At 61.3% G+C, this 18,780-nt stretch carries 9 protein-coding genes and 2 tRNA genes; 6 read left to right on the top strand and 5 right to left on the bottom strand.

Annotated elements, in window-relative coordinates:
• Nucleotides 1-3,132, top strand: coding sequence for an efflux RND transporter permease subunit (locus B0E33_RS03465; RefSeq protein ID WP_077290437.1), 3,132 nt, complete (start codon nucleotides 1-3; stop codon nucleotides 3,130-3,132).
• A gap of 246 nt (nucleotides 3,133-3,378) precedes the next feature.
• Here the strand turns inward: B0E33_RS03465 and B0E33_RS03460 are convergent, their stop codons facing one another.
• From B0E33_RS03460 to B0E33_RS03445, 4 genes are all read right to left on the bottom strand, one after another.
• A complete protein-coding gene (locus tag B0E33_RS03460) occupies nucleotides 3,379-4,641 on the bottom strand; it encodes a TRAP transporter large permease (RefSeq protein ID WP_051990172.1) in 1,263 nt (420 codons plus the stop codon).
• A 53-nt stretch (nucleotides 4,642-4,694) separates the two neighbouring features.
• Nucleotides 4,695-5,243, bottom strand: a complete 549-nt coding sequence (locus B0E33_RS03455; RefSeq protein WP_208997753.1) for a TRAP transporter small permease subunit — start codon at nucleotides 5,241-5,243, stop codon at nucleotides 4,695-4,697.
• Nucleotides 5,244-5,315: 72 nt separating this feature from the next.
• Nucleotides 5,316-6,338 carry a TRAP transporter substrate-binding protein gene (locus B0E33_RS03450; RefSeq protein WP_055658597.1) on the bottom strand — a complete coding sequence of 341 codons (1,023 nt, stop codon included), beginning with the start codon at nucleotides 6,336-6,338 and terminating at the stop codon, nucleotides 5,316-5,318.
• A gap of 29 nt (nucleotides 6,339-6,367) precedes the next feature.
• On the bottom strand, nucleotides 6,368-6,925 hold the full coding sequence (locus B0E33_RS03445; protein WP_023001566.1) for a gluconokinase: 558 nt from the start codon (nucleotides 6,923-6,925) through the stop codon (nucleotides 6,368-6,370).
• 123 nt (nucleotides 6,926-7,048) lie between these two features.
• On the opposite strand from B0E33_RS03445, the gene gntR reads away from it, so the two are divergent.
• Nucleotides 7,049-8,068, top strand: coding sequence for an HTH-type transcriptional regulator GntR (gene gntR / locus B0E33_RS03440; RefSeq protein WP_077290436.1), 1,020 nt, complete (start codon nucleotides 7,049-7,051; stop codon nucleotides 8,066-8,068).
• 26 nt (nucleotides 8,069-8,094) lie between these two features.
• Here gntR and B0E33_RS03435 read toward each other — a convergent pair.
• Nucleotides 8,095-8,169: transfer RNA gene (locus B0E33_RS03435), tRNA-Gln, on the bottom strand.
• A gap of 360 nt (nucleotides 8,170-8,529) precedes the next feature.
• On the opposite strand from B0E33_RS03435, the gene B0E33_RS03430 reads away from it, so the two are divergent.
• The 4 genes from B0E33_RS03430 (at nucleotide 8,530) to B0E33_RS03415 (ending at nucleotide 18,773) form a co-directional block, all read left to right on the top strand.
• A tRNA-Pro gene (locus B0E33_RS03430) sits at nucleotides 8,530-8,606 on the top strand.
• Nucleotides 8,607-9,247: 641 nt separating this feature from the next.
• On the top strand, nucleotides 9,248-9,826 hold the full coding sequence (locus B0E33_RS03425; RefSeq protein WP_139314237.1) for an invasion associated locus B family protein: 579 nt from the start codon (nucleotides 9,248-9,250) through the stop codon (nucleotides 9,824-9,826).
• Nucleotides 9,827-9,830: 4 nt separating this feature from the next.
• Nucleotides 9,831-11,570, top strand: a complete 1,740-nt coding sequence (locus B0E33_RS03420; RefSeq protein ID WP_077290434.1) for a ShlB/FhaC/HecB family hemolysin secretion/activation protein — start codon at nucleotides 9,831-9,833, stop codon at nucleotides 11,568-11,570.
• 12 nt (nucleotides 11,571-11,582) lie between these two features.
• On the top strand, nucleotides 11,583-18,773 hold the full coding sequence (locus tag B0E33_RS03415; RefSeq protein ID WP_077290433.1) for a two-partner secretion domain-containing protein: 7,191 nt from the start codon (nucleotides 11,583-11,585) through the stop codon (nucleotides 18,771-18,773).
• Nucleotides 18,774-18,780: the final 7 nt, after the last annotated feature.

Genomic DNA, 18,780 nt, shown 5'->3' with positions numbered 1-18,780 from the left:
ATGCAGATGGACCGTTTGAAGGAACTTGGCATCACTGGCCTGTTCGTGCGGCGTCCGGTTCTTGCCTTCGTGATCAACATGCTGATCGTGGTAGCGGGGATCGCGGCAATTTTCGGCATCGAAGTGCGCGAACTGCCCGACGTCGACCGCCCGGTCATCACCGTCAGCACCGATTATCCGGCCGCAGCTGCCGAAACCATCGACCGTGAAGTGACCGGTGTCATCGAAGGCGCCGTGGCACGTGTCTCCGGCGTGAAGTCTATCTCTTCATCGTCCTCCTTCGGTCGAAGCCGTGTGACCGTGGAATTTTCCGATGATGTCGATCTGGACGTTGCCGCTTCCGACATGCGCGATGCGCTCGGGCGCATCACCAACGATCTGCCCGAGGACGCCGAGCCTTCCCGTATCATCAAGGCTGATGCCAACGCCCAGCCGGTACTGCGCCTGGGTCTGACTTCCGACCGCATGTCGGTCGAGGACATGACGGTGCTGGTGGAAGACGAGATTTCCGACGTCCTTGCCGCTGTTCCGGGTGTCGCGGACGTCCAGGTCTACGGTGACCGCGACAAGATTTTCCGGATCGACATCGACCAGGCCAAGATGGCCAGCCTCAATCTGACCATCGCGGATGTGGCAAATGCCCTGTCCTCCATGGCCTTCGATACGCCGGCAGGCTCGCTGACCAGTCAGAACCAGGATCTGATCGTCCGCGCCACGGCTTCCATTGATACGCCTGAAGAATTCGAAAGCGTCATCATCAATCGCCGCGCAAGGCTCCGCGATTTCGTGACGGTGACACTTGGCCCGGATCTGGGCCAGACACAGCTGCGCGCCAACGGCAAGTCGGGCATCGGACTTGGCGTCATTCGCTCGGCCCAGTCGAACACGCTCGAGATTTCGGAAGGCGTTCGCTCCGCGGTCGACCGTATCCAGGAGAACCTGCCTGAAGGCATGACCATCGAGGTCACCAGCGATGACGCCACCTTCATCAATGGCGCCATTCATGAAGTCGAGATTGCCCTTGCCATCTCGGTCAGCATCGTTCTGCTGATCATCTTCATTTTCCTGTGGGACTGGCGGGCAACCATCATTCCGGGCGTGTCCCTGCCGGTGGCGCTGATCGGCACACTTGCGGCGATCTATCTTGCCGGGTTCTCCATCAACATCCTGACGCTTCTGGCGCTGGTTCTGGCAACAGGCCTTGTGGTCGACGATGCCATCGTGGTGCTGGAAAACATCGTGCGCAGGCGAAACGAAGGCATCGGACCACGCGCTGCGGCGGTTCTGGGTGCCGAAGAGGTCTTCTTCGCGGTGCTGGCGACAACGGCGACACTGATTGCCGTGTTTGTACCGCTCTCCTTCCTGCCGGGGCAGACCGGCGGGCTGTTCCGCGAATTCGGCTTCGTACTCGCCATCGCGGTGTTCCTGTCCTCCATCGTGGCGCTGTCGCTGTGTCCCATGCTGGCCTCGCGCATTCTCAAGAGCAAACCGGCCGGCAAGGCCGATGATCACGGGGGCGGTGCCGGCGGTCTGGGTCGGATGTTGAGCGCTCTCTACCGGCGCTGCCTGCATGCATGCCTTGATGTGCCGATGGTGGTTGTGGCTATTTCGCTGCTGTTTGCAGCCACCGCGGGTGTCCTGTTTCCCACCATCAAGTCGGAACTGACGCCGACTGAAGACCGCTCGATTGCCTTCATGCGCATTTCCGCGCCTCAGGGCGTGAGCCTTGATTACCTGTCTCAGCAGATGCGCCAGATCGAAAACCTGCTGGAGCCTTACCGGGAAAGCGGCGAGATCAACAGCACCTTCTCGATTGCGGGAACAGGCGGTTCCAAGAACAGCGGCTTCATCGTCATGCGTCTGGCGCCGTGGGACCAGCGCGAGCGGTCGCAGCAGCAGATCCTGTCCGAAGTCAGTGCGCTTGTGCGCGATGTACCGGGTGTGCGGGCCTTCGCCTTCCAGCCTAACAGCCTCGGCATTCGCGGTGCCGGGTCCGGCCTTCAGTTTGCCGTCGCCGGCAGCAACGACTATGCGACGCTCGGCGCAACGGCGGACAAGATCATCTCGGCGATGGAGCAGGATCCAAGGTTCCGGCAGGTGCGCCTGTCCACCGAGGCCACCCAGCCGCAGCTTTCGGTTTCCATCGATCGCGAACGCGCCTCCGACCTTGGCATCGACATTAACGGACTGGGCACGGCCATGCAGGCCATGCTGGACGGTCGCAAGATCGGGCAGGTTTTCATCAACGATCAGGCCTATGACGTGAAATTCGTTTCCACGTCCAATCCGATCAACGATCCGACGGATATGGAGAACATCTTCATCAAGACAGGTGATGGCCGCTTCGTACCCGTGTCGACCATTGCCAGCCTGGTGGAAAAGGCCGTGCCGCCTTCTCTTGCCAGGGAACAGCAGCTGCGCTCCGTAGCTGTTACGGCAGGTCTTGCGGACGACTTCGCCCTCGGCAATGCCTATGAGGAAGCGCTGAAGATCGCCGAACCGTTGCTGCCGCCCGGTGCTCGTATCGTGCCGCTGGCGGAAACGGCAACGCTGGGTGAACAGTCATCCTCCATGGCGCGCACCTTCGGCTTTGCGATCATCATCATCCTGCTGGTGCTGGCGGCCCAGTTCGAGAGCTTCATCAGTGCACTCATCATCATGGCGACGGTTCCGCTTGGCCTGGCCTGCGCTGTCTTCGCCATGCTGCTGACCGGGACGACACTCAACGTCTATTCCCAGATCGGCCTCGTGCTGCTTGTGGGCATCATGGCGAAGAACGGCATCCTGATCGTGGAATTTGCCAACCAGCTGCGGGATCGCGGGCAGGGACTGCGTGAAGCGATCGAGAATGCCTCGAACATCCGCCTGAGACCGGTGATGATGACCATGATCTGTACCATTGTCGGCGGCGTGCCGCTGATCATGGCAAGCGGGGCAGGGGCAGAAGCGCGAATTGCCCTGGGGTTTGTCATTGTCGGAGGTCTGGGCCTTGCGACTGTCTCGACCCTGTTCCTCACGCCGGTTGCCTATCTCCTGCTCGGACGGTTCATCACACCGGCCGTTCAGGAAGAAGAGCGCCTCCACAAGGAACTGGACGCGGCAAGGACGATCGGTCAACAGCCGGGCGAGTGACAACACTGGAAAGCAGGCTTTGGGCTGGCTTTCACCCAAACGCAGTCATCCCGGATACAGCGCAGCTGAGATCCGGGATTGGAGACCCGGTTCGCGCCAGTTGGGGCAGGTGACCGGGTATCTTCAAAACCGAAAGACCAGTGCCTCTCCGATCCCGGCTCACGCTGCGCTTGGCCGGATTGGCGAGCAGAGGCATCGCGAAAAAAGAAACCGCCCGTATGTCCACGGGCGGTTTTCGTTTTTGCCTTACCGCCCGGTGATGGCCGGGAAGAACAGCAGGATACCTACGGCGAGTATCTGCAGGGCGATGAACGGCAGCAGCGAGCGGAAGATCGTTGCCAGCGTTATACCCGGTGGGGCCACGCTCTTGAGATAGAAGGCGGCAGGCCCGAACGGCGGTGACAGGAACGACACCTGCATGTTCATGCAGAACAGAACGCCAAACCAAACCGGATCGTAGCCGAGATCCTTGATGATCGGCACGAAGATCGGCATCGTCAGCAGAGCGATCCCGACCCAGTCCAGGAACATGCCGAGCACGAACAGGATCAGCATCATGAACAGCAGGATGATGGTCGGATTGTCGGAGATGCCGGATATGAGGGCCGAGACGAACTTGATGCCGCCCATCAGGTTGAACACTCCGACCAGAGCACTTGCACCGATGCCGATCCACACGATCATGCCGACGGTCTGAAGCGTTTGCAGGGCAGCACCTTTCAGAAGCTCGAGTGTAAATTCCCCCCGAACAACCGTCGACAACAGCACCCCGGCAACGCCGACCGCCGATGCCTCGGTGACACTCGCGATGCCGCCGTAAATGGAGCCAAGCACGCCGGCAACGACGGTAAGCGGCAGGATCAGCCCCTTCAGGAGGCGGAGTTTTTCCGCCATCGGCACAGGTTCATCGTCCTGTACCGGTGCGATGGCCGGATTGAGGTAGGCCCGGATCAGGACGTAGGCGACATAAAAACCAGCCAGCATCAGACCCGGCAGAAAGGCGGCGGTGAAGAGATCGCCGACCGAGACATTGGCGGTAAGGCCGTAGATGATGAGTACGATGGAGGGCGGTACCATGGTGCCGAGCGCACCGCCTGCGCACACGACGCCGATGGCCAGGTGCTTGTCGTAGCCGAGGCGCAGCATCTGAGGCAGCGCAACAAGGCCGAGCAGCACGACTTCGCCGCCGATGATGCCGCTCATGGCCGCCAGGATCACCGCCACGACGATGGTCTGGATAGCTACCCCGCCGCGCAGGCGTCCGCCCAGCAGCTTCATGGCGTCGAACAGATCTCTGGCGATGCCTGATCGGTCAAGGATTGCCGCCATCAGAACGAACATCGGCACGGAGACGAAAACGAAGGAACCGACGAAGGAGTAGACCCGGCTGGTGATCAGCGGCACGACCATGGGTCCGAACCAGCCGAGCGCGAAGATCAGCGCAACCAGCAGGGTGACGAAGGCAAGCGGGATGCCGGAGACCAGCAGCACCAGCAGCATCGCGAACATGAGCAGCGTGCCGGTCTCGATGCCGAGCCCTTGAAGAGAGCCGAAGAACTCTGTCACTTGCGCCCCCTGGCATAGTTATAGGCAAGAATGAGGAACTGGACGGCCATCACCGCCATGATAACCAGAAGGAAAACCTTGATCAGGCCCGGGAAGACAGGGTCCCAGGCACTGCCGGAGCGTTCCAGACGGAAGCTGCCATCGGGCCGAAAGGCCGCCTTTTGAACCATCAGCCAGCTGGCATAGGCAAAAAAGGTGCTGGCCACCATGCAGATGAGCGAGATGATGACGTCAAGGACACGCCGCAGAGGTGGCGGCAACGTGTCGTAGATCAGCACGACCCTGATGTGGCGGTCGCGCGCGGTGCAGTAGAGCCCGCCATAGAGAAAGGCGGCGCCGCACAGGAAGATGGTGGTCTCGTGCGCCCAGATTGTGGGGGCGTTGAAGACGTAGCGCAAAAGCACTTCGTTGATGAGGATCAGCATCGAAGCAACGATGCCGATGGCAAACAGCAAGCCGCCCCTGTCGATCCAGCGCCCGAGCATGCCGGCCTCGGCAATAGCGCCGGGATCCTTTTCCCGCTCCGGGGTTTCGTTCGGTTCCACCAAGGTTTCCTCCAGCTTCTTTTACAAAACGGGCGCCCGAAGGCGCCCGCCAGGTAACCACATTGAGGCAGCTTACTGCATCAGGCCGTTTTCTTTCAGGTAGCTGGTCAGAACGTCATAGACCTTCTGGGCATTGTCCGAACGTTCGGCGACCTTGGCCCATTCGCCGGTGGCGATGGAGCGGAACTTCGCGCGTTCTTCCGGCGACCAGTCCGTAACGGTCACCTTGCCGCTGGCCTTGGCTTCCTCGACGGCTTTCTGGTCGCTCTCGGCGAGAGCTGCCACCTGCGCGTTGGCGAAATCCCTGACGCTTTCTTCAAGGGCGGTCTTGAGATCGTCCGGCAGGGCATCCCACTTGGCCTTGTTCATGGAAATTTCCACCAGCGGCATGGAGTGGAAGCCCGGATAGACCGGGTTCGGGGCAACGTCGTGCATGCCCTGTGCCTGATTGGTGGAGAAGACCGAGTAGTCGGCTGCGTCGATCACACCCTTGTCGAGCGCGGTGAAGACTTCGGACCCCGGCAGGTTGACCGGAGCAGCGCCAGCCGCTGCAAACACCTGCTGCACCAGGCCTTCCGGCGCACGCATCTTCAGGCCCTTCAGGTCGTCAACACCGTTCAGCGGAACCTTGGAGACGAAGGCCTCCAGACCCGGTGTCGTCGCGCCGATGAAGTGCAGGCCGTAAGGCTCTACCAGCTCGTTCATCAGGTCCTTGCCGCCGCCATCATACATGAAGGCAAACATCTGGTCCGGCGACGCCCAGGCGCCGACCGGGTTGGCGATCAGACCGAAAGCCGGATCCTTGCCGGCAAAGTAGGACGTATCGGTGATATGGCCGTCAAGAATGCCGGATGCGATGGCATCCTGGGTCTCGCTGTGGGCCACAATGGACTCCACAGGCAGCAACTCGACCTCGATCTTGCCGCCGGTCTTTTCCTTCACGCTCGCGGCCCAGCCCTGCTGGAGCACGAAATTCGGGTTACCTGCCGGGTCGGAAGACTGGAAGCGGAACGAATAGTCCGCAGCCATGGCGGTCGTGGCAAGCGCACCGGCCGCAACGGCGGCAAGAGCGGTTCTGGTCAAGAGTTTGAGCATGATTTCCTCCCTAGTCGAAACGTCATCGCTCAAGAGGCGATGGTGGTACGAGGCGGCCTTGCTGGCCGCAGTTCTTTCATGGCTTTGTCGACAAGTTCGTCGACAGGCCTTGAAATATCCAGGCTGAAGCCGGCTTCCCCGACTTGCAGCGGTTCGAGCGTCGCCAGCTGGCTGTCCAGCAGCGTTTCACCGACGAAGTGTCCCTGGCGCCCACCCAGGCGCTCGGCGATCAGGCCGCGTTCTCCTGCCAGGTGAACAAAGATGCACGAGGGCAGGGCAGCCCGTAAACGGTCCCGATAGGCGCGCTTCAGGCTGGAGCAGGCGATCACTGCACCGCCGGCACAGTAGATCTGCAGCTTGGCGGCAAGTGACACAGCGTCCAGCCAAGGCATGCGGTCGGCATCGGTCAGCGCTTTTCCCGCCGCCATCTTGCGCTTGTTTTCCGGGCTGTGAAAGTCGTCAGCTTCAACCATGCCGACGCCAAGCCTGTCCGCGAGGCGGTTCGCCAGCAGGCTTTTGCCGGCGCCGCAAACGCCCATCACGACGATGGCCGTTTCGCCAGAGGCTGATGGCAATTCACCCTGCATTTCCGTCCCCGAATGATCTCGTTGTTGGGCGTATTGAAAATGATAGCGCTAACATTTGTCAAATACTTTTTTCTAGGATATTATCGAAGAGTTGATTTGCAATGGTATAAATAATTGTAATGGTTGAATAATTTGAAAATCACAATCGCCGATGTTGCCCGGGAAGCTGGTGTTAGCGCTATGACCGTGTCGCGCGCGCTACGTGATCCTGACAAGGTCTCCGCCAAGACACTGACCAAAATCCGGGAGGTGGTCGACAGGCTCGGATACGTGCCGGATCCGGCGGCCAGCGCGCTTGCTGCGGGCAAGACCAACGTCATCGGCGTCATCGTGCCGTCAGTAACCAACAACGTGTTTTCCGATGTCATGCGAGGCATCTATGAAGCGGCTGAAGCGTCGAAATGGCAGATCCAGCTCGGCAATTCCCGCTATTCCCCACTTGAAGAAGAAAGCCTTGTGCGAACCTTCCTGAGCCAGCGTCCCGCTGGCCTGGTCCTGTCCGGTCTGGATCAGTCGGAAGACACGGCCCGGCTGCTGGAGCAGGCAGACTGCCGCATCGTCCAGATCATGGAGTGCGGGCCGGCACCATATGACATGATGGTCGGCTTTTCCCACGTGGAGGCCTCTGCCGCGGCAACTCGCCATCTTCTTGCTGCCGGATACAGGCGTCCGGGCTATATCGCTGCCCGGCTCGACCCGCGCAGCCAGCGCCGCCTTGCCGGGTTCCGCGGGGAGGCGGAAAAGGCAGGTGTCTTCGATGCGGGTCGGATCGTGACGACACCGCGTCCTTCAACCGTCACCCTTGGCTGTGAACTGGTCGCCGACCTTCTGTCGAAAGCGCCGGAAACCGATGCGATCCTGTGCAACAACGATGACCTTGCGCTCGGCGCCCTGTTCGAGTGCCAGCGCCGCGGCATCCGGGTTCCGGATCAGATGGGTATCTGCGGTTTCAACGATCTGGAAATGATGGCCGCCGCCAACCCGCCGATCACTAGCGTGCGCACGTTCCGCCTGGCCATGGGACGCGATGCCTTTCGCATGCTGACGGGTGCCCTTGCCGGAATTGAGCCGGAACAGCCGGTGGTCGATCTCGGCTACGAGGTCGTCGCACGTGGCAGCACGGCCCGAAACGGGCAAGGCTAGAAGATGTCTTTTAAGGGAAGAAAGACTGGCTGGGGTGGAAGGATTCGAACCTTCGCATGGCGGTACCAAAAACCGCTGCCTTACCGCTTGGCTACACCCCAAGGCCGTGGGGACGCTGTATAGCGAGCCTCGATCCTTTGCGCAAGTCTCCACAAGAGCAAACTTTGACGGGGAAGGACCGGTTTTCCCCAGGTGCGTTGCAAAGCCATCGCCGGGACGATTGGCGGCCGTTTCAATCCGCTACAAGTTGGCGGAACGGCAAGCCGGACTTGGCGTGTCCGCTGGAAAGCGGCGTAATTCGCCCTTGCCTTGCCGAGGTTGTTCACAGTTTCAAAAAAGTGACATTCGGCAATGCAAATCGCTTGCGGGATCAGACCAGCTTTGCTAAATGACCCTCCACGCAGCGAGGGCTTGCCCAGCTGTTCCCGATGAGCCTAGCTTTCTAAGCTCATATTCTGTGTCGGAGTGTAGCGCAGCCTGGTAGCGCACCTCGTTCGGGACGAGGGGGTCGGAGGTTCGAATCCTCTCACTCCGACCATTTTCTTCCTTCCAATTTGAACACCTCGCGACCTGCAATGCCTGCGGACCTGTTTTCGCCCGCAGCGGTTGGTGCGTCTGCGTCGGCGTTTTCTTCCCAAGACCACAGTCTCGGCTAACCGAATTGGCACTTGCGATGCCCGTTGCCTTCCTTGCTGCAGCTGTGCGTTTCAGATCTGTTTTTGCAACCTGCTGCCGTTGTGGCCCGTCTCTCGAGACCGGCCTTTACATTCGTCCCCGATAAAAAGCGTGGTTTGATCAGGCTGCGCGCCTCTTGCCAGCCGGCCTGGAAGATACTAGCAAGTGCTCGTTTTGATTGAGAGTTTTGAGAAATAAAACTGAAATTAAATCGATTGCTAAACAAAACTTCTCAACCATATGAGGTAATTTTCCCGCAAAAATTGCTTGCAACCTGTGGCTTAAACCCTTAGGGCAGCATTAACAAAAAAGACAATGCGGGAAAAGACAATGCGCAACAGTTTCGCTGTTTTTTGAACAACTTGCCGGTTCTGAATTTGAAGGGTCGGCGACGATAGCTGCCTTTTTACGATCCTGATCATTGGCCTGCTGGCTCTCCCGGCAGAACGCCTCTGCACGCCCTGCGTGCTGTCCGTCAAAAAACAGATACTCCAGGCACAGACAATGTTTTTCCAATTTTTCGTACCGCCGAATTTCGTCTCTGGTCACCGCCACAAGTTCTGGAAACCGGTACTGGTGGCGGCAGGTCTGCTGGCTGTGTGCACGCAAGCCTCCGCCCAATCGGAACAGCCGGACCAGAAGACCCTCACTGAACGGTTCAAGGCTTGGACGGTGACGTGCGTGGAGGCCGAAACACGCACCTGCCGGATGACGCAGGAGCTGGTGCAGCAAAAGACCGGGCAGCGTCTGTCCGCCTTGTTGGTCGAGGAACGGGCCGGGGAGGGTCCGGTGCTGACGGTTCTGGCGCCCTTTGGCCTGGCCTTCTCGCAAGGTCTCACACTTGCGGTGGATGACGTTGAGTTGCCGAAGGCGCAGTTCCTGACCTGCCTTCCCTCAGGCTGCGTGGTGCCGGTGCCGCTGGATGAAGCAGCCCTTGAAAAACTCCGGACGGGCAATCGGCTCACCGCAGTCGGTGTCACCGCCACCAACGACAAGCAGGTCCGCATCGAGTTTTCGCTGCAGGGGTCCGCTGCCGCATTGGCCCGGTTGAAGGACCTTTCCGCGGGCAAGACGACCGACTGACACCATGCGAGCACTTGCGCGTTTCCTGGCTCCGCTTGCAGGAGCACTGCTGTTTGCACTGCCCGGGGCGGCTCAAACGCCTGCGGGGATCGAGAACGTGCTACGCCAGCAGCAGCAGATCATCGAGCGCGAAGAACAGCAGCGCCGGTTGGAGCGTGACCGTTTTCTGGGCGGAACGACGGAACCATCCCAGCGTTCGCCGGATCTGCTGCCGCAGGCAACCGGCGGCGAGGGACCATGTGTTGACGTCGACAGGATCCGGTTCGAAGGCGCAAAGCGCGTTCCGGCAAACCAACTGGAGTTGCTGGTCCGCAACCGTCAGGGCGCCTGCCTGACGCTGACCGACATCCAGAACGTGCTCAGAACGGCGACCAATTATTACGTCGAGAAGGGCTTCGTCACCTCGCGCGCGTATTTGGTGCCGCAGGATCTCGGTTCCGGAGAATTGCGTGTTCTCATCGTCGAGGGCTCGGTGTCCGAGGTTCGCCTTCAGGAAAACGGCAAGGCGCGGCGAGGGGCAACGCAGCTTTTCGGCGAGCGATCCGGCCGGATCATGAATATCCGCGATTTCGAGCAGGGGCTGGAGCAGATCAACCGGCTGGGGTCGAAGGAAGCCGTCATCCGCATCGAGCCGGGCGCGGGCGTAGGCCAGAGCATCGTCACCATCGAGGTGAAAGATGCCTACGCGGTGCAACTGTCCGCATCGCTGGACAATGGCGGGGCCACCAGCACCGGCCGACATCAGTGGAACGGCATCGCCGGCTTTGAGGACGTGCTCGGGTTGAACGAGCTGTTGACGATCTCTGCCCGCAGCTCGCTCGACAGGCTGGACGAGCGTATCTATTCGCGCTCGATCAACGCCTATCTGTCCGTGCCCTGGCGGTATTGGACCGTCAACATCAGCGGGTCCTATCTGGACTATCTGTCCCGCCTGGAAAGCCCCTCGGGCGACTATTCCTATGATGGCACCAGCTGGGAAGGCCGCGTGGAGTTGGACCGGGTGCTGCACCGGAACGGACGCTTTGTCTGGCGTGCCGGCGGCGCGTTCTCGCTGAAGGAAGCCAACAACTTCATCGAAGAGATCTTCATCGATGCCTCTAGCCAGCGGTTGGCCGTTCTGGAAGCCTCCACGAAGATCAGCGGCCGGATTGCCGGTGGGTTCGGACAGGCCAGTATCGCCTTCAAGCAGGGGCTGGAGGGCTTTGCCGCCCAGAAGGACAGTCGCCAGCTGGATGGCACGCCGGCGGCCCAGTTCAGCCAGGTGACGCTGTCGGGGTTCTACCAGCGGGTCTGGCAGAACCCGGTCGGCCAGCTTTCCTTTCAGGCCAGCACCTATGGCGCTTTTTCGCCCGACACGCTGTTTGCCTCCGAAAGGGTAACCATCGGCGGGCCGTTGTCCGTTCGCGGGTTCCGCGATGTCAGCCTGTCGGGTGATGCCGGTGGCTACAGCCAGCTTGAGCTTGGCTTCACGCCCGCATTCGCCAGCAAAGCTCCGGACAACCTGAAACGGCTATTCGGTCTGCCGCAGGTGTTTGCCGGTCTGGATGCCGGCAGTGTTCTGGAAGATGCCGACGATCCGCTGGAAGGCGGAGAGCTGATGGGCGGTGCGATCGGCCTGCGGCTGAGCGGCGGCATCGTGACCGGCGAAGTGGCTTATGAGCGGGCTCTGGCCCATCCGACATTTCTGGATCCGGCGGAAAACGGCTTTTTGCGTTTCCGGCTGGGCATTTCTCAAACGTTTTAGGCGGATCGGCTTATGATCAAGTCCGTTTTAAATGGTTTCTTCTGTACCGTCTTCCTGGTCCAGACCTCCCTGCCAGCCTTTGCCGGCGGGCTGACACCGGATGGCGCTGCTGCGCCCGGCAACCGGCCGGAGATCATCGCGGCGCCAAACGGAGTGCCGGTCCAAAACATCGTCACCCCAAATGCGCAAGGCCTGTCCCATAACAAGTTCACCGATTTCAATGTCGGCAAGAACGGCCTGATCCTCAACAATTCCAAGGGTGTCGGCCAAAGCAACCTGGGCGGCTACATTGTTGGCAACCCCAACCTTCAAGGCTCCGGCCCGGCAACGGTGATCCTGAACGAAGTCACCTCGTCCAACCGGTCTCTGTTGCAGGGCGCGACGGAGCTGCACGGCGGGCAGGCGAACTATATCCTCGCCAACCCCAACGGCATCACCTGTAACGGCTGCGGCTTCATCAACATTCCGCGGGCAACGCTGACGACCGGCGTGCCGCAGGTCGATGCGGGAACGCTGAAGGGCTTCTCTGTCGACCGCGGCACCGTCACCATCGGTGCGGATGGCGTCGCGGCGGAAAGCGTCGATTATTTCGACATCGTCTCGCGCGCGGTCGAAATCAACGGCAAGATCCACGCCGGCGAGAACCTCGGCGTCTTTGCCGGTCGAAACGACTACGACTATGCCAACCGCTCGGTTGCGGCCAAGGCCGGGTCGGCGGCGGACAAGCCGGAATTTGCCATCGATTCCTCCGCGCTTGGTGGCATGTATGCCGGCCGCATCAAGCTGATCGGCACGGAAAGCGGCGTCGGTGTGCGTGCTCCAGAAAGCGCGACGGCCGCCACCGGCGATTTTCAGATAACCGCCGATGGCAAGCTGGTGCTTGGCGGCACGGTGTCTGCCCGCAAGACCCTGCGTGCCCAGTCCGTCAACGGCTCGGTCGAAATTCAGCAAAATGCGTCCGTCTACGGCCAGGAAACGCTGATCCTGAAGGCCGGTGGAGATATCAAGATTGCCAAGGAGGCAACCCTTGGTGCCGGCAACCAGGTGGAATTGGAAGCAGCAGGCATCGATTTTGACGAGGCGCAGCTTCTGGCGGGCATGGCGCCCGGCGGCACGCTGGCAGCAGGGGTCGGCTCCATCAAGGTGGCAACGACGGGCCTGGCCGATTTTTCCGCCGCCAGCCACCTTCAGGCGGGCGAGGCCATCACCTTCAACGTCGGCGCGCTTCAGCAATCCGGAACCGTTGCCGCCGACACCTACACAGTGCAGGCATCAAACGACGTGGTTCTCGGCAGCGCGTCGATCGCCAGTGCAATCGATGTCGCCTCCAGCCTTGGCGACGTCACGGTCTCCTCCGGATCGGTGCTTTATTCCGGCGGAAACCTTGCCCTTTCTGCGGCCGGCCGTTTGACCGTGGCAACGGCGGGCGAAGTCAACGCGCGCGACCATGTCGCGCTGACCGCGCCGGTGATCGACATTTCCGGCGGAAAGGTTTTTGCCGGCGTCACCGGCGAAGGCGCCGCGATAACGGACGCCGGCACGTTGACGCTCACCGCATCCGGTTCGCTCAACGTGGCCGCCGGGTCCCGCCTCCAGTCCGGCGACCTGACACGGATCACCGCCGGCACCTGGAACCAGCTCGGCGCGCTGGAGGTCGGTTCGCTGGCGCTTGATCTTGGCGGGCTTTCCCTCAGCGGCTCCGGGGCGACGGTCGCGGCGCGGGATATCTCCGGCAGCATCACCGGCACGGCAACGCTTGCCGCTGCCGCCCCGGGGTTGACCGCCACCAACACGCTGGACCTCAGCGTCAACGATCTGACCGTTGCCGGGCTGCTGCGCGTGAACGGAACCGGTCAGCTGACCATCGGCGGCACGCTGTCGGTGACCGGCAAACTGGAAGCGACCGGCGGGCTGACGGTCAACGGTGGAACCACCAGCGTCGCCTCCGGCGCTTACATCGTTGCCAATGATGCTGCCCTGTTAGATGGGCTGGACAGCTTCACCAACCGGGGCGGCGTTCACGCCGGCAACGGCCTGACCATCCGCTCAGTCAACCTGGACAACCATGGCGGCGTTCTTGTTGCCGAAAACGGCCTGACGCTGGAAGGCCGCACGGCGGGCACCAAGGCGGCCAGCATCATCAACCGCAAGGGCGGGATCATCGAGGCACGGTCCGGAACGCTGACGATCCGGGCTGAAAGCCTGAAGAACATCACCGGTGCCACTTTCGACACCAAGACGACCGCATATGCCAATGAAGTCGTCGCCGGGGCCTATCCTCCCGACTGGCTGAAGGGCGGCTTCTCCAAATACTGGGCGGCCGGCGGCATCGGCGACTGGGACCAGTTCTGGGACACTGGCGGCGGGCCCGGCGGCTATGTGTTCGTGCCGCACCCGGAAAAGATCTCTGAGATCCTCAAGGCCAAAAATGCCACGGCAGCGGACTGGGACCAGAACTGGTGGAAGGAATACGCACCGACATCCATTCCCGAGTTCGATCCGGACAACGGCACCTATGACGACTGGCTGATGCTCGCCCCCGACGAGGACGGCGCAGCAGGTTCGGGCGATGTGGTGACCATCTACGTCACCGAAGACACCTTTGAACTGGTCGACCCGGTCGCGCGCATCGCGGCACAGAACGGCAACATGGTGCTGGATGTCGGTACGCTGGAAAACGAATACAGCGACATCGTCGCCTCCGGCGACATGCGCATCGACGGCACCAGCATCGTCAACGGCGGCAAGACCCTGACACGGGTCATCACCATCCACCAGAGCTGGTCGAGCTACGAAACCCGCACGCTGGGCTTTGCCCCCTCGCACAAGTTTCTGGACAACGGGGTGCAAAGCAAGACGCTGAGCGCCGAAACGATCGACGCCGTTCCCGCGACCATCCACGCCGGCGGATCGCTGATCGGCAACCTGACAGGCACGCTCACCAACAAAGCCGGCGAGCCTTCCACCCCGGAGGACCTGCAGAAGTCCACGCAGGACACGTCCATCGTTCAGCTCAACGCAAGCTCCCAGGCCCCGGCCTTCGACCCCGCGTCCTACAAGTTCAACGGCCAGCTTTTCAGCCGGGCTCCGGAAAGCAGCCCGTTCCTTTACGAAACCCGCTTCGCATTCGTCGACATCGGCGCATTCTTCGGATCCCAGTATTTCCTGGATACGGTCGGCATTCCCGACATCGACAAGCACATCCGCTCGCTCGGCGATGCCTATTTCGAAAGCCAGTATGTGGCAGAGCAAGTGCGCAGGGCGACGGGCCGTCGCTGGCTGTCCGCTGACCAGACCTCCGATGCCCTGCAGATGAAGACGCTGATCGACAACGCGGGCGCACAAGCCGAGGCGCTGGACCTGGCGTTCGGCGTGTCCTTGAGCGAGGAGCAGATCGCGCTCCTGACCAGCGACATCGTCTGGTACGAACGCGCGGTGGTGGATGGCGTCGAGGTGATCGCGCCCCGTCTCTACCTTGCCTTGACAACAGGCCTCAACAAGACCGGCGCGGTGATCGCCGGGCGCAACACGACGCTAGAGGCAGCGGCAATCAGGAACGTTCGCGGCACGATCAAGGCCGACGAAACCCTGGTCGCCAGCGCCGCCGGCACCCTGCTCAACAGGTCCGGCACGATCAGCGGCAGGGATGTGACCCTGTCCGGCGAGACTGTCTCGATCGAAACCGCAACCCGGGCGACCGGCAACGGCACCACGGCCATCGGCACCTGGGCCTATGAGCGCGGCACAGTGACGGCGGAAGACTCGCTGACCATCCGCAGCGATAACGACACCCGCATCACCGGGGCCGATCTTGCCAGCGGCGGCAGCCTGGAAATCGACGCCGGCCGGGACCTGGTGGTGACCGCCATCGAGCTCGACAGCCATTTCGAAGCCAGTGGCCAGGCAGGCAGCAACCGTTACGATGTGCGCGAAAGCCAGACCCGTGTGTCCGGTTCCACCATCCAGGCGGCAGAAGCGGCTGACCTCAAGGCAGGGCGCAACATCGCCGTGGAAGGCTCGCTGATTGCCAGCGACGGAACGGCCAGCCTGACAGCCGGTGAAAACGTCACCATCGGCACGGCGGAGGAAAGCCGGGAAGACCGGTCCGCGCGCAACAAAAGCGGCTTCCTGACCTCAAGTTCCAGGAAACGCGACAGCAGCAGCACCACGCAGGTGGGCTCCATGGTGACCGCGCTCGGCGATCTGGAGATCACGGCCGGTGCAGGGGATGTCGTGGTCAAGGGCTCTGCCGTATCCTCCGAAAGCGACGTTGCCATTTCGGCCGGGCGCGATGTGCGCCTGGAAGCTGCCCAGAACACCTCCGAAGACAGCCGGGTCGACAAGAAAAGCGGCTTCTTTGCCGAAACCGGCAACATGGGCGTGGTCGCCGGCTACAAGTCCGAACGGCATACCTCCGACACCAGCTCGTTGACCCAGGTCACCTCGGCGGTGTCCGGCCGGAACGTTTCCATTGATGCCGGGCGCGATGTGGTTTCCGAAGCTGCCTCCGTCGCCGCAGACGAAGACCTTGGCATAACCGCCGGGCGCGACATCGTCCTGGACAGCGTCCACGATCTTTATGCCCATTCGGAAAGCCACAAGATCGACACCTTCGCGCTGTCGGTCGGCGCCTTCGAAAACATTTCCGGACCGGTGAAGTCGCTGGCGGATGCCCCGCGCATGGCAGCCTCGGGCAAGGGCAATCTCGGCTATCAGGCGCTTTCCGCGGTCTCCGCCGGGCTGAAGGCGGTCGACGCGCTCAACCAGCTCAACGCCATCCGCCAGGGCGGCACCATTGCCGGGGTGCGCATCGGCATCGGCATCTCCCGCGAGGAAAGCAGCTCGTCGGAGGTTAGCGCCATCGCCCGCACCGCCACGCTGTCGGCGGGCAACGACATGTCCCTGGAGGCGGGACGCGACATCACCGCCAAGGGCGCCCGGATCGACGCCGGCAACGACATTGCCATGGCGGCGGGACGGGATGTCATCCTGGAATCGGCGCAAAACCATCTCGCCTATGAGGGCGAAAGCTCCAGCATGTCCGCGGGCATCGGGCTGACGCTTGGTGTCGGCGCCAGTGGCAAGAATGGAGCCCCCGGCGCCAGCCTCAGCCTGGGGCTGGATGTCTCCGGCCAGCAAAGTTCCTACAGCCAGTCGCAGACCTATCACACCAACACGGATGTGACGGCGGGCGGCAATGTGTCGGTCGCAACCGGCCGGGACCTTGCCCTGAAGGGCGCGCGGATCGAAGCCGACAGTGCCGATCTCGACATCGGCCGCAACCTCACCATCGAAAGCCGGCTGGACACGGCCGAAGGCTCCAACCAGAGCAGCGGCTACAGCGCCGGGGTTTCCGTTGGCATCGGGCTGGGGGCAGACGGTGCCGGGCCCACCTTCGGCGCCTCTGCCAGCGTCAACGGGGCCAAGGGCTCCAACAGCTCGGCCTGGGTGAACGCCCCCTCCGGCATCGTCACAGACAACGCGCTCAATGCCGATGTCGGCGAAACGACCTCCATCACCGGCGGGGTAATCGCCTCGCGCTCCGGCGACCTGACCCTTGAAACCGAGCGTCTGGAAACGGCGGATATCGACCTTCACCGCAAGGGCCGGCAGGTTTCCGGTTCGGTCGGCGTCAGCGTCGGCTCCAATCCGGAAGGCAAGTCCAAACCGGGCATCACGGTGGAAGGGGCCTATTCCAACTCCGAAACCGAGGGCGTTGCCCGCGCCACCATTGGCGAGGGCGAGATCATCGTGCGCGACGGCGACGGCGACGGCATCAAGGCCGCCGACCTGGAAGCCGAGGCCGACGCGGCAGAAGCCGAAGGCGACACGGCCCGCGCCGAAGCCCTGCGCACCGAAGCGGACCGGGAAGCGGCGGAAGATAAAACAACAACAGAAACCCAGCTTGCAAACATCAATCGCGATCCGGATGCCGTCGTGGTTGTCACATCCCGGAAAGAAGAAGGGTTCGAGCTCTATCTCTCCGACACATCTCTCGAGAAGGCTGTCGAAGGCATCGAAGTCACCGGAAAGGCACTCGGGGAAGCGTTCCGGGCGTTGGGAGAAGAACTGGCCGCATCTGGTGCGCTCACTCCGTCGGAACTGGACACGGCAAAAACCGTCGCCAAGGCAATTGACGAAGGCGACCTCGATCTTCGTGCGCTGGTAACCTGTTCCGGTCGCCGAGGCTTCAACCTCTGGGACCTCGTTGTCTCCTCGGCCCATGCTGCCACCGGCTGTGTGCTGTTCGATGAAAACGGCCGTGAAATTGCAGAACTGACACCGCGGGAACGCGAAGCTTGCGTCCAGATGCTCAGCCGCTTGCTGGAGGAATACGCACGCGATTATCTGGTTGGTGAGAGAGGCGACACCGAACTACCTGCTTCGATTACCAAAACCGCAGAAACGCTGCGCGAGATGGCCTCGGATGAAGTGTTGGTCGCAGGGGCGCAGTCTCTGGGCATGTCGGTTTCGTTGATCCGCGACGTGAGCATGCGGCTTGCGCTCGGCGAGGAGAAATACGCTGAGTACAAAGAGGCGCTTAAACCACTTGCAGACGCAGGGGAGCTTTCTTCAGAGGCTGTTGCCAGAACGGTTGAGCGTTTTGCAAAAGAGCAAGGCCTTTCCAATCAGGAAGTCAAAGACCTGAAATTGGTCGCCGCCGTCACAACGGCGGCGATTGTTACTGCTTTGGGGGCAAAACGCGTACTTATCAATGGAAACAGGGCGCCGTATACCGCAGACGTTGCGTTTGCGACCATTGATGAATTCAGAAAGCACAAAGGTGGACTGATTGAATTAGGAGATAGTATCCCTCTTAAGGGGGACAGAAAGGGAACTGTTGCGTTCGTTGATCTCGATGGGAAACCCGTGTTTGGCGTGAATTCGTCAGTGCTCGTTAGGGACACGGATAAAGAACTAGGTAGATCGTGGGCTGATACTCTAGGCGTAAAATATGGTCAGGGCACTGGGCAATATCTCACGCATGGAGAAGCGCATTCCCTGATGCGGGCGTATGAGAAATCCAGAGGAAGCATGCCTTCGACTGTCAACATGTTCGTTGATCGATATTCATGTAGTTTCTGCCGTGACCCAAAGGCACTACCAGATCTGGCTCAGAGGATGGGTATCGAAAATCTAAATCTGACCTTCAAAGACGGTAGTACTGCTGTAATTAATAGTGGTCGGTTTATTTCGAAGTAGGGAGTGT

It is taken from the genome of Roseibium algicola (assembly GCF_001999245.1).
Lineage (GTDB): Bacteria > Pseudomonadota > Alphaproteobacteria > Rhizobiales > Stappiaceae > Roseibium > Roseibium algicola.
Note: the sequence above shows the minus strand (reverse complement) of the source record. Positions and strands in the feature narration are given on the sequence as shown.

Excerpts from the sequence above, each read along its gene's own strand:
- B0E33_RS03425 (WP_139314237.1), top strand. The coding sequence starts at position 9,248 with ATGTTTTTCCAATTTTTCGTACCGCCGAATTTCGTCTCTGGTCACCGC.
- B0E33_RS03450 (WP_055658597.1), bottom strand. The coding sequence starts at position 6,338 with ATGCTCAAACTCTTGACCAGAACCGCTCTTGCCGCCGTTGCGGCCGGT.
- B0E33_RS03460 (WP_051990172.1), bottom strand. The coding sequence starts at position 4,641 with ATGTTCGCGATGCTGCTGGTGCTGCTGGTCTCCGGCATCCCGCTTGCC.
- B0E33_RS03415 (WP_077290433.1), top strand. The coding sequence starts at position 11,583 with ATGATCAAGTCCGTTTTAAATGGTTTCTTCTGTACCGTCTTCCTGGTC.
- B0E33_RS03420 (WP_077290434.1), top strand. The coding sequence starts at position 9,831 with ATGCGAGCACTTGCGCGTTTCCTGGCTCCGCTTGCAGGAGCACTGCTG.
- B0E33_RS03465 (WP_077290437.1), top strand. The coding sequence starts at position 1 with ATGCAGATGGACCGTTTGAAGGAACTTGGCATCACTGGCCTGTTCGTG.
- B0E33_RS03445 (WP_023001566.1), bottom strand. The coding sequence starts at position 6,925 with ATGCAGGGTGAATTGCCATCAGCCTCTGGCGAAACGGCCATCGTCGTG.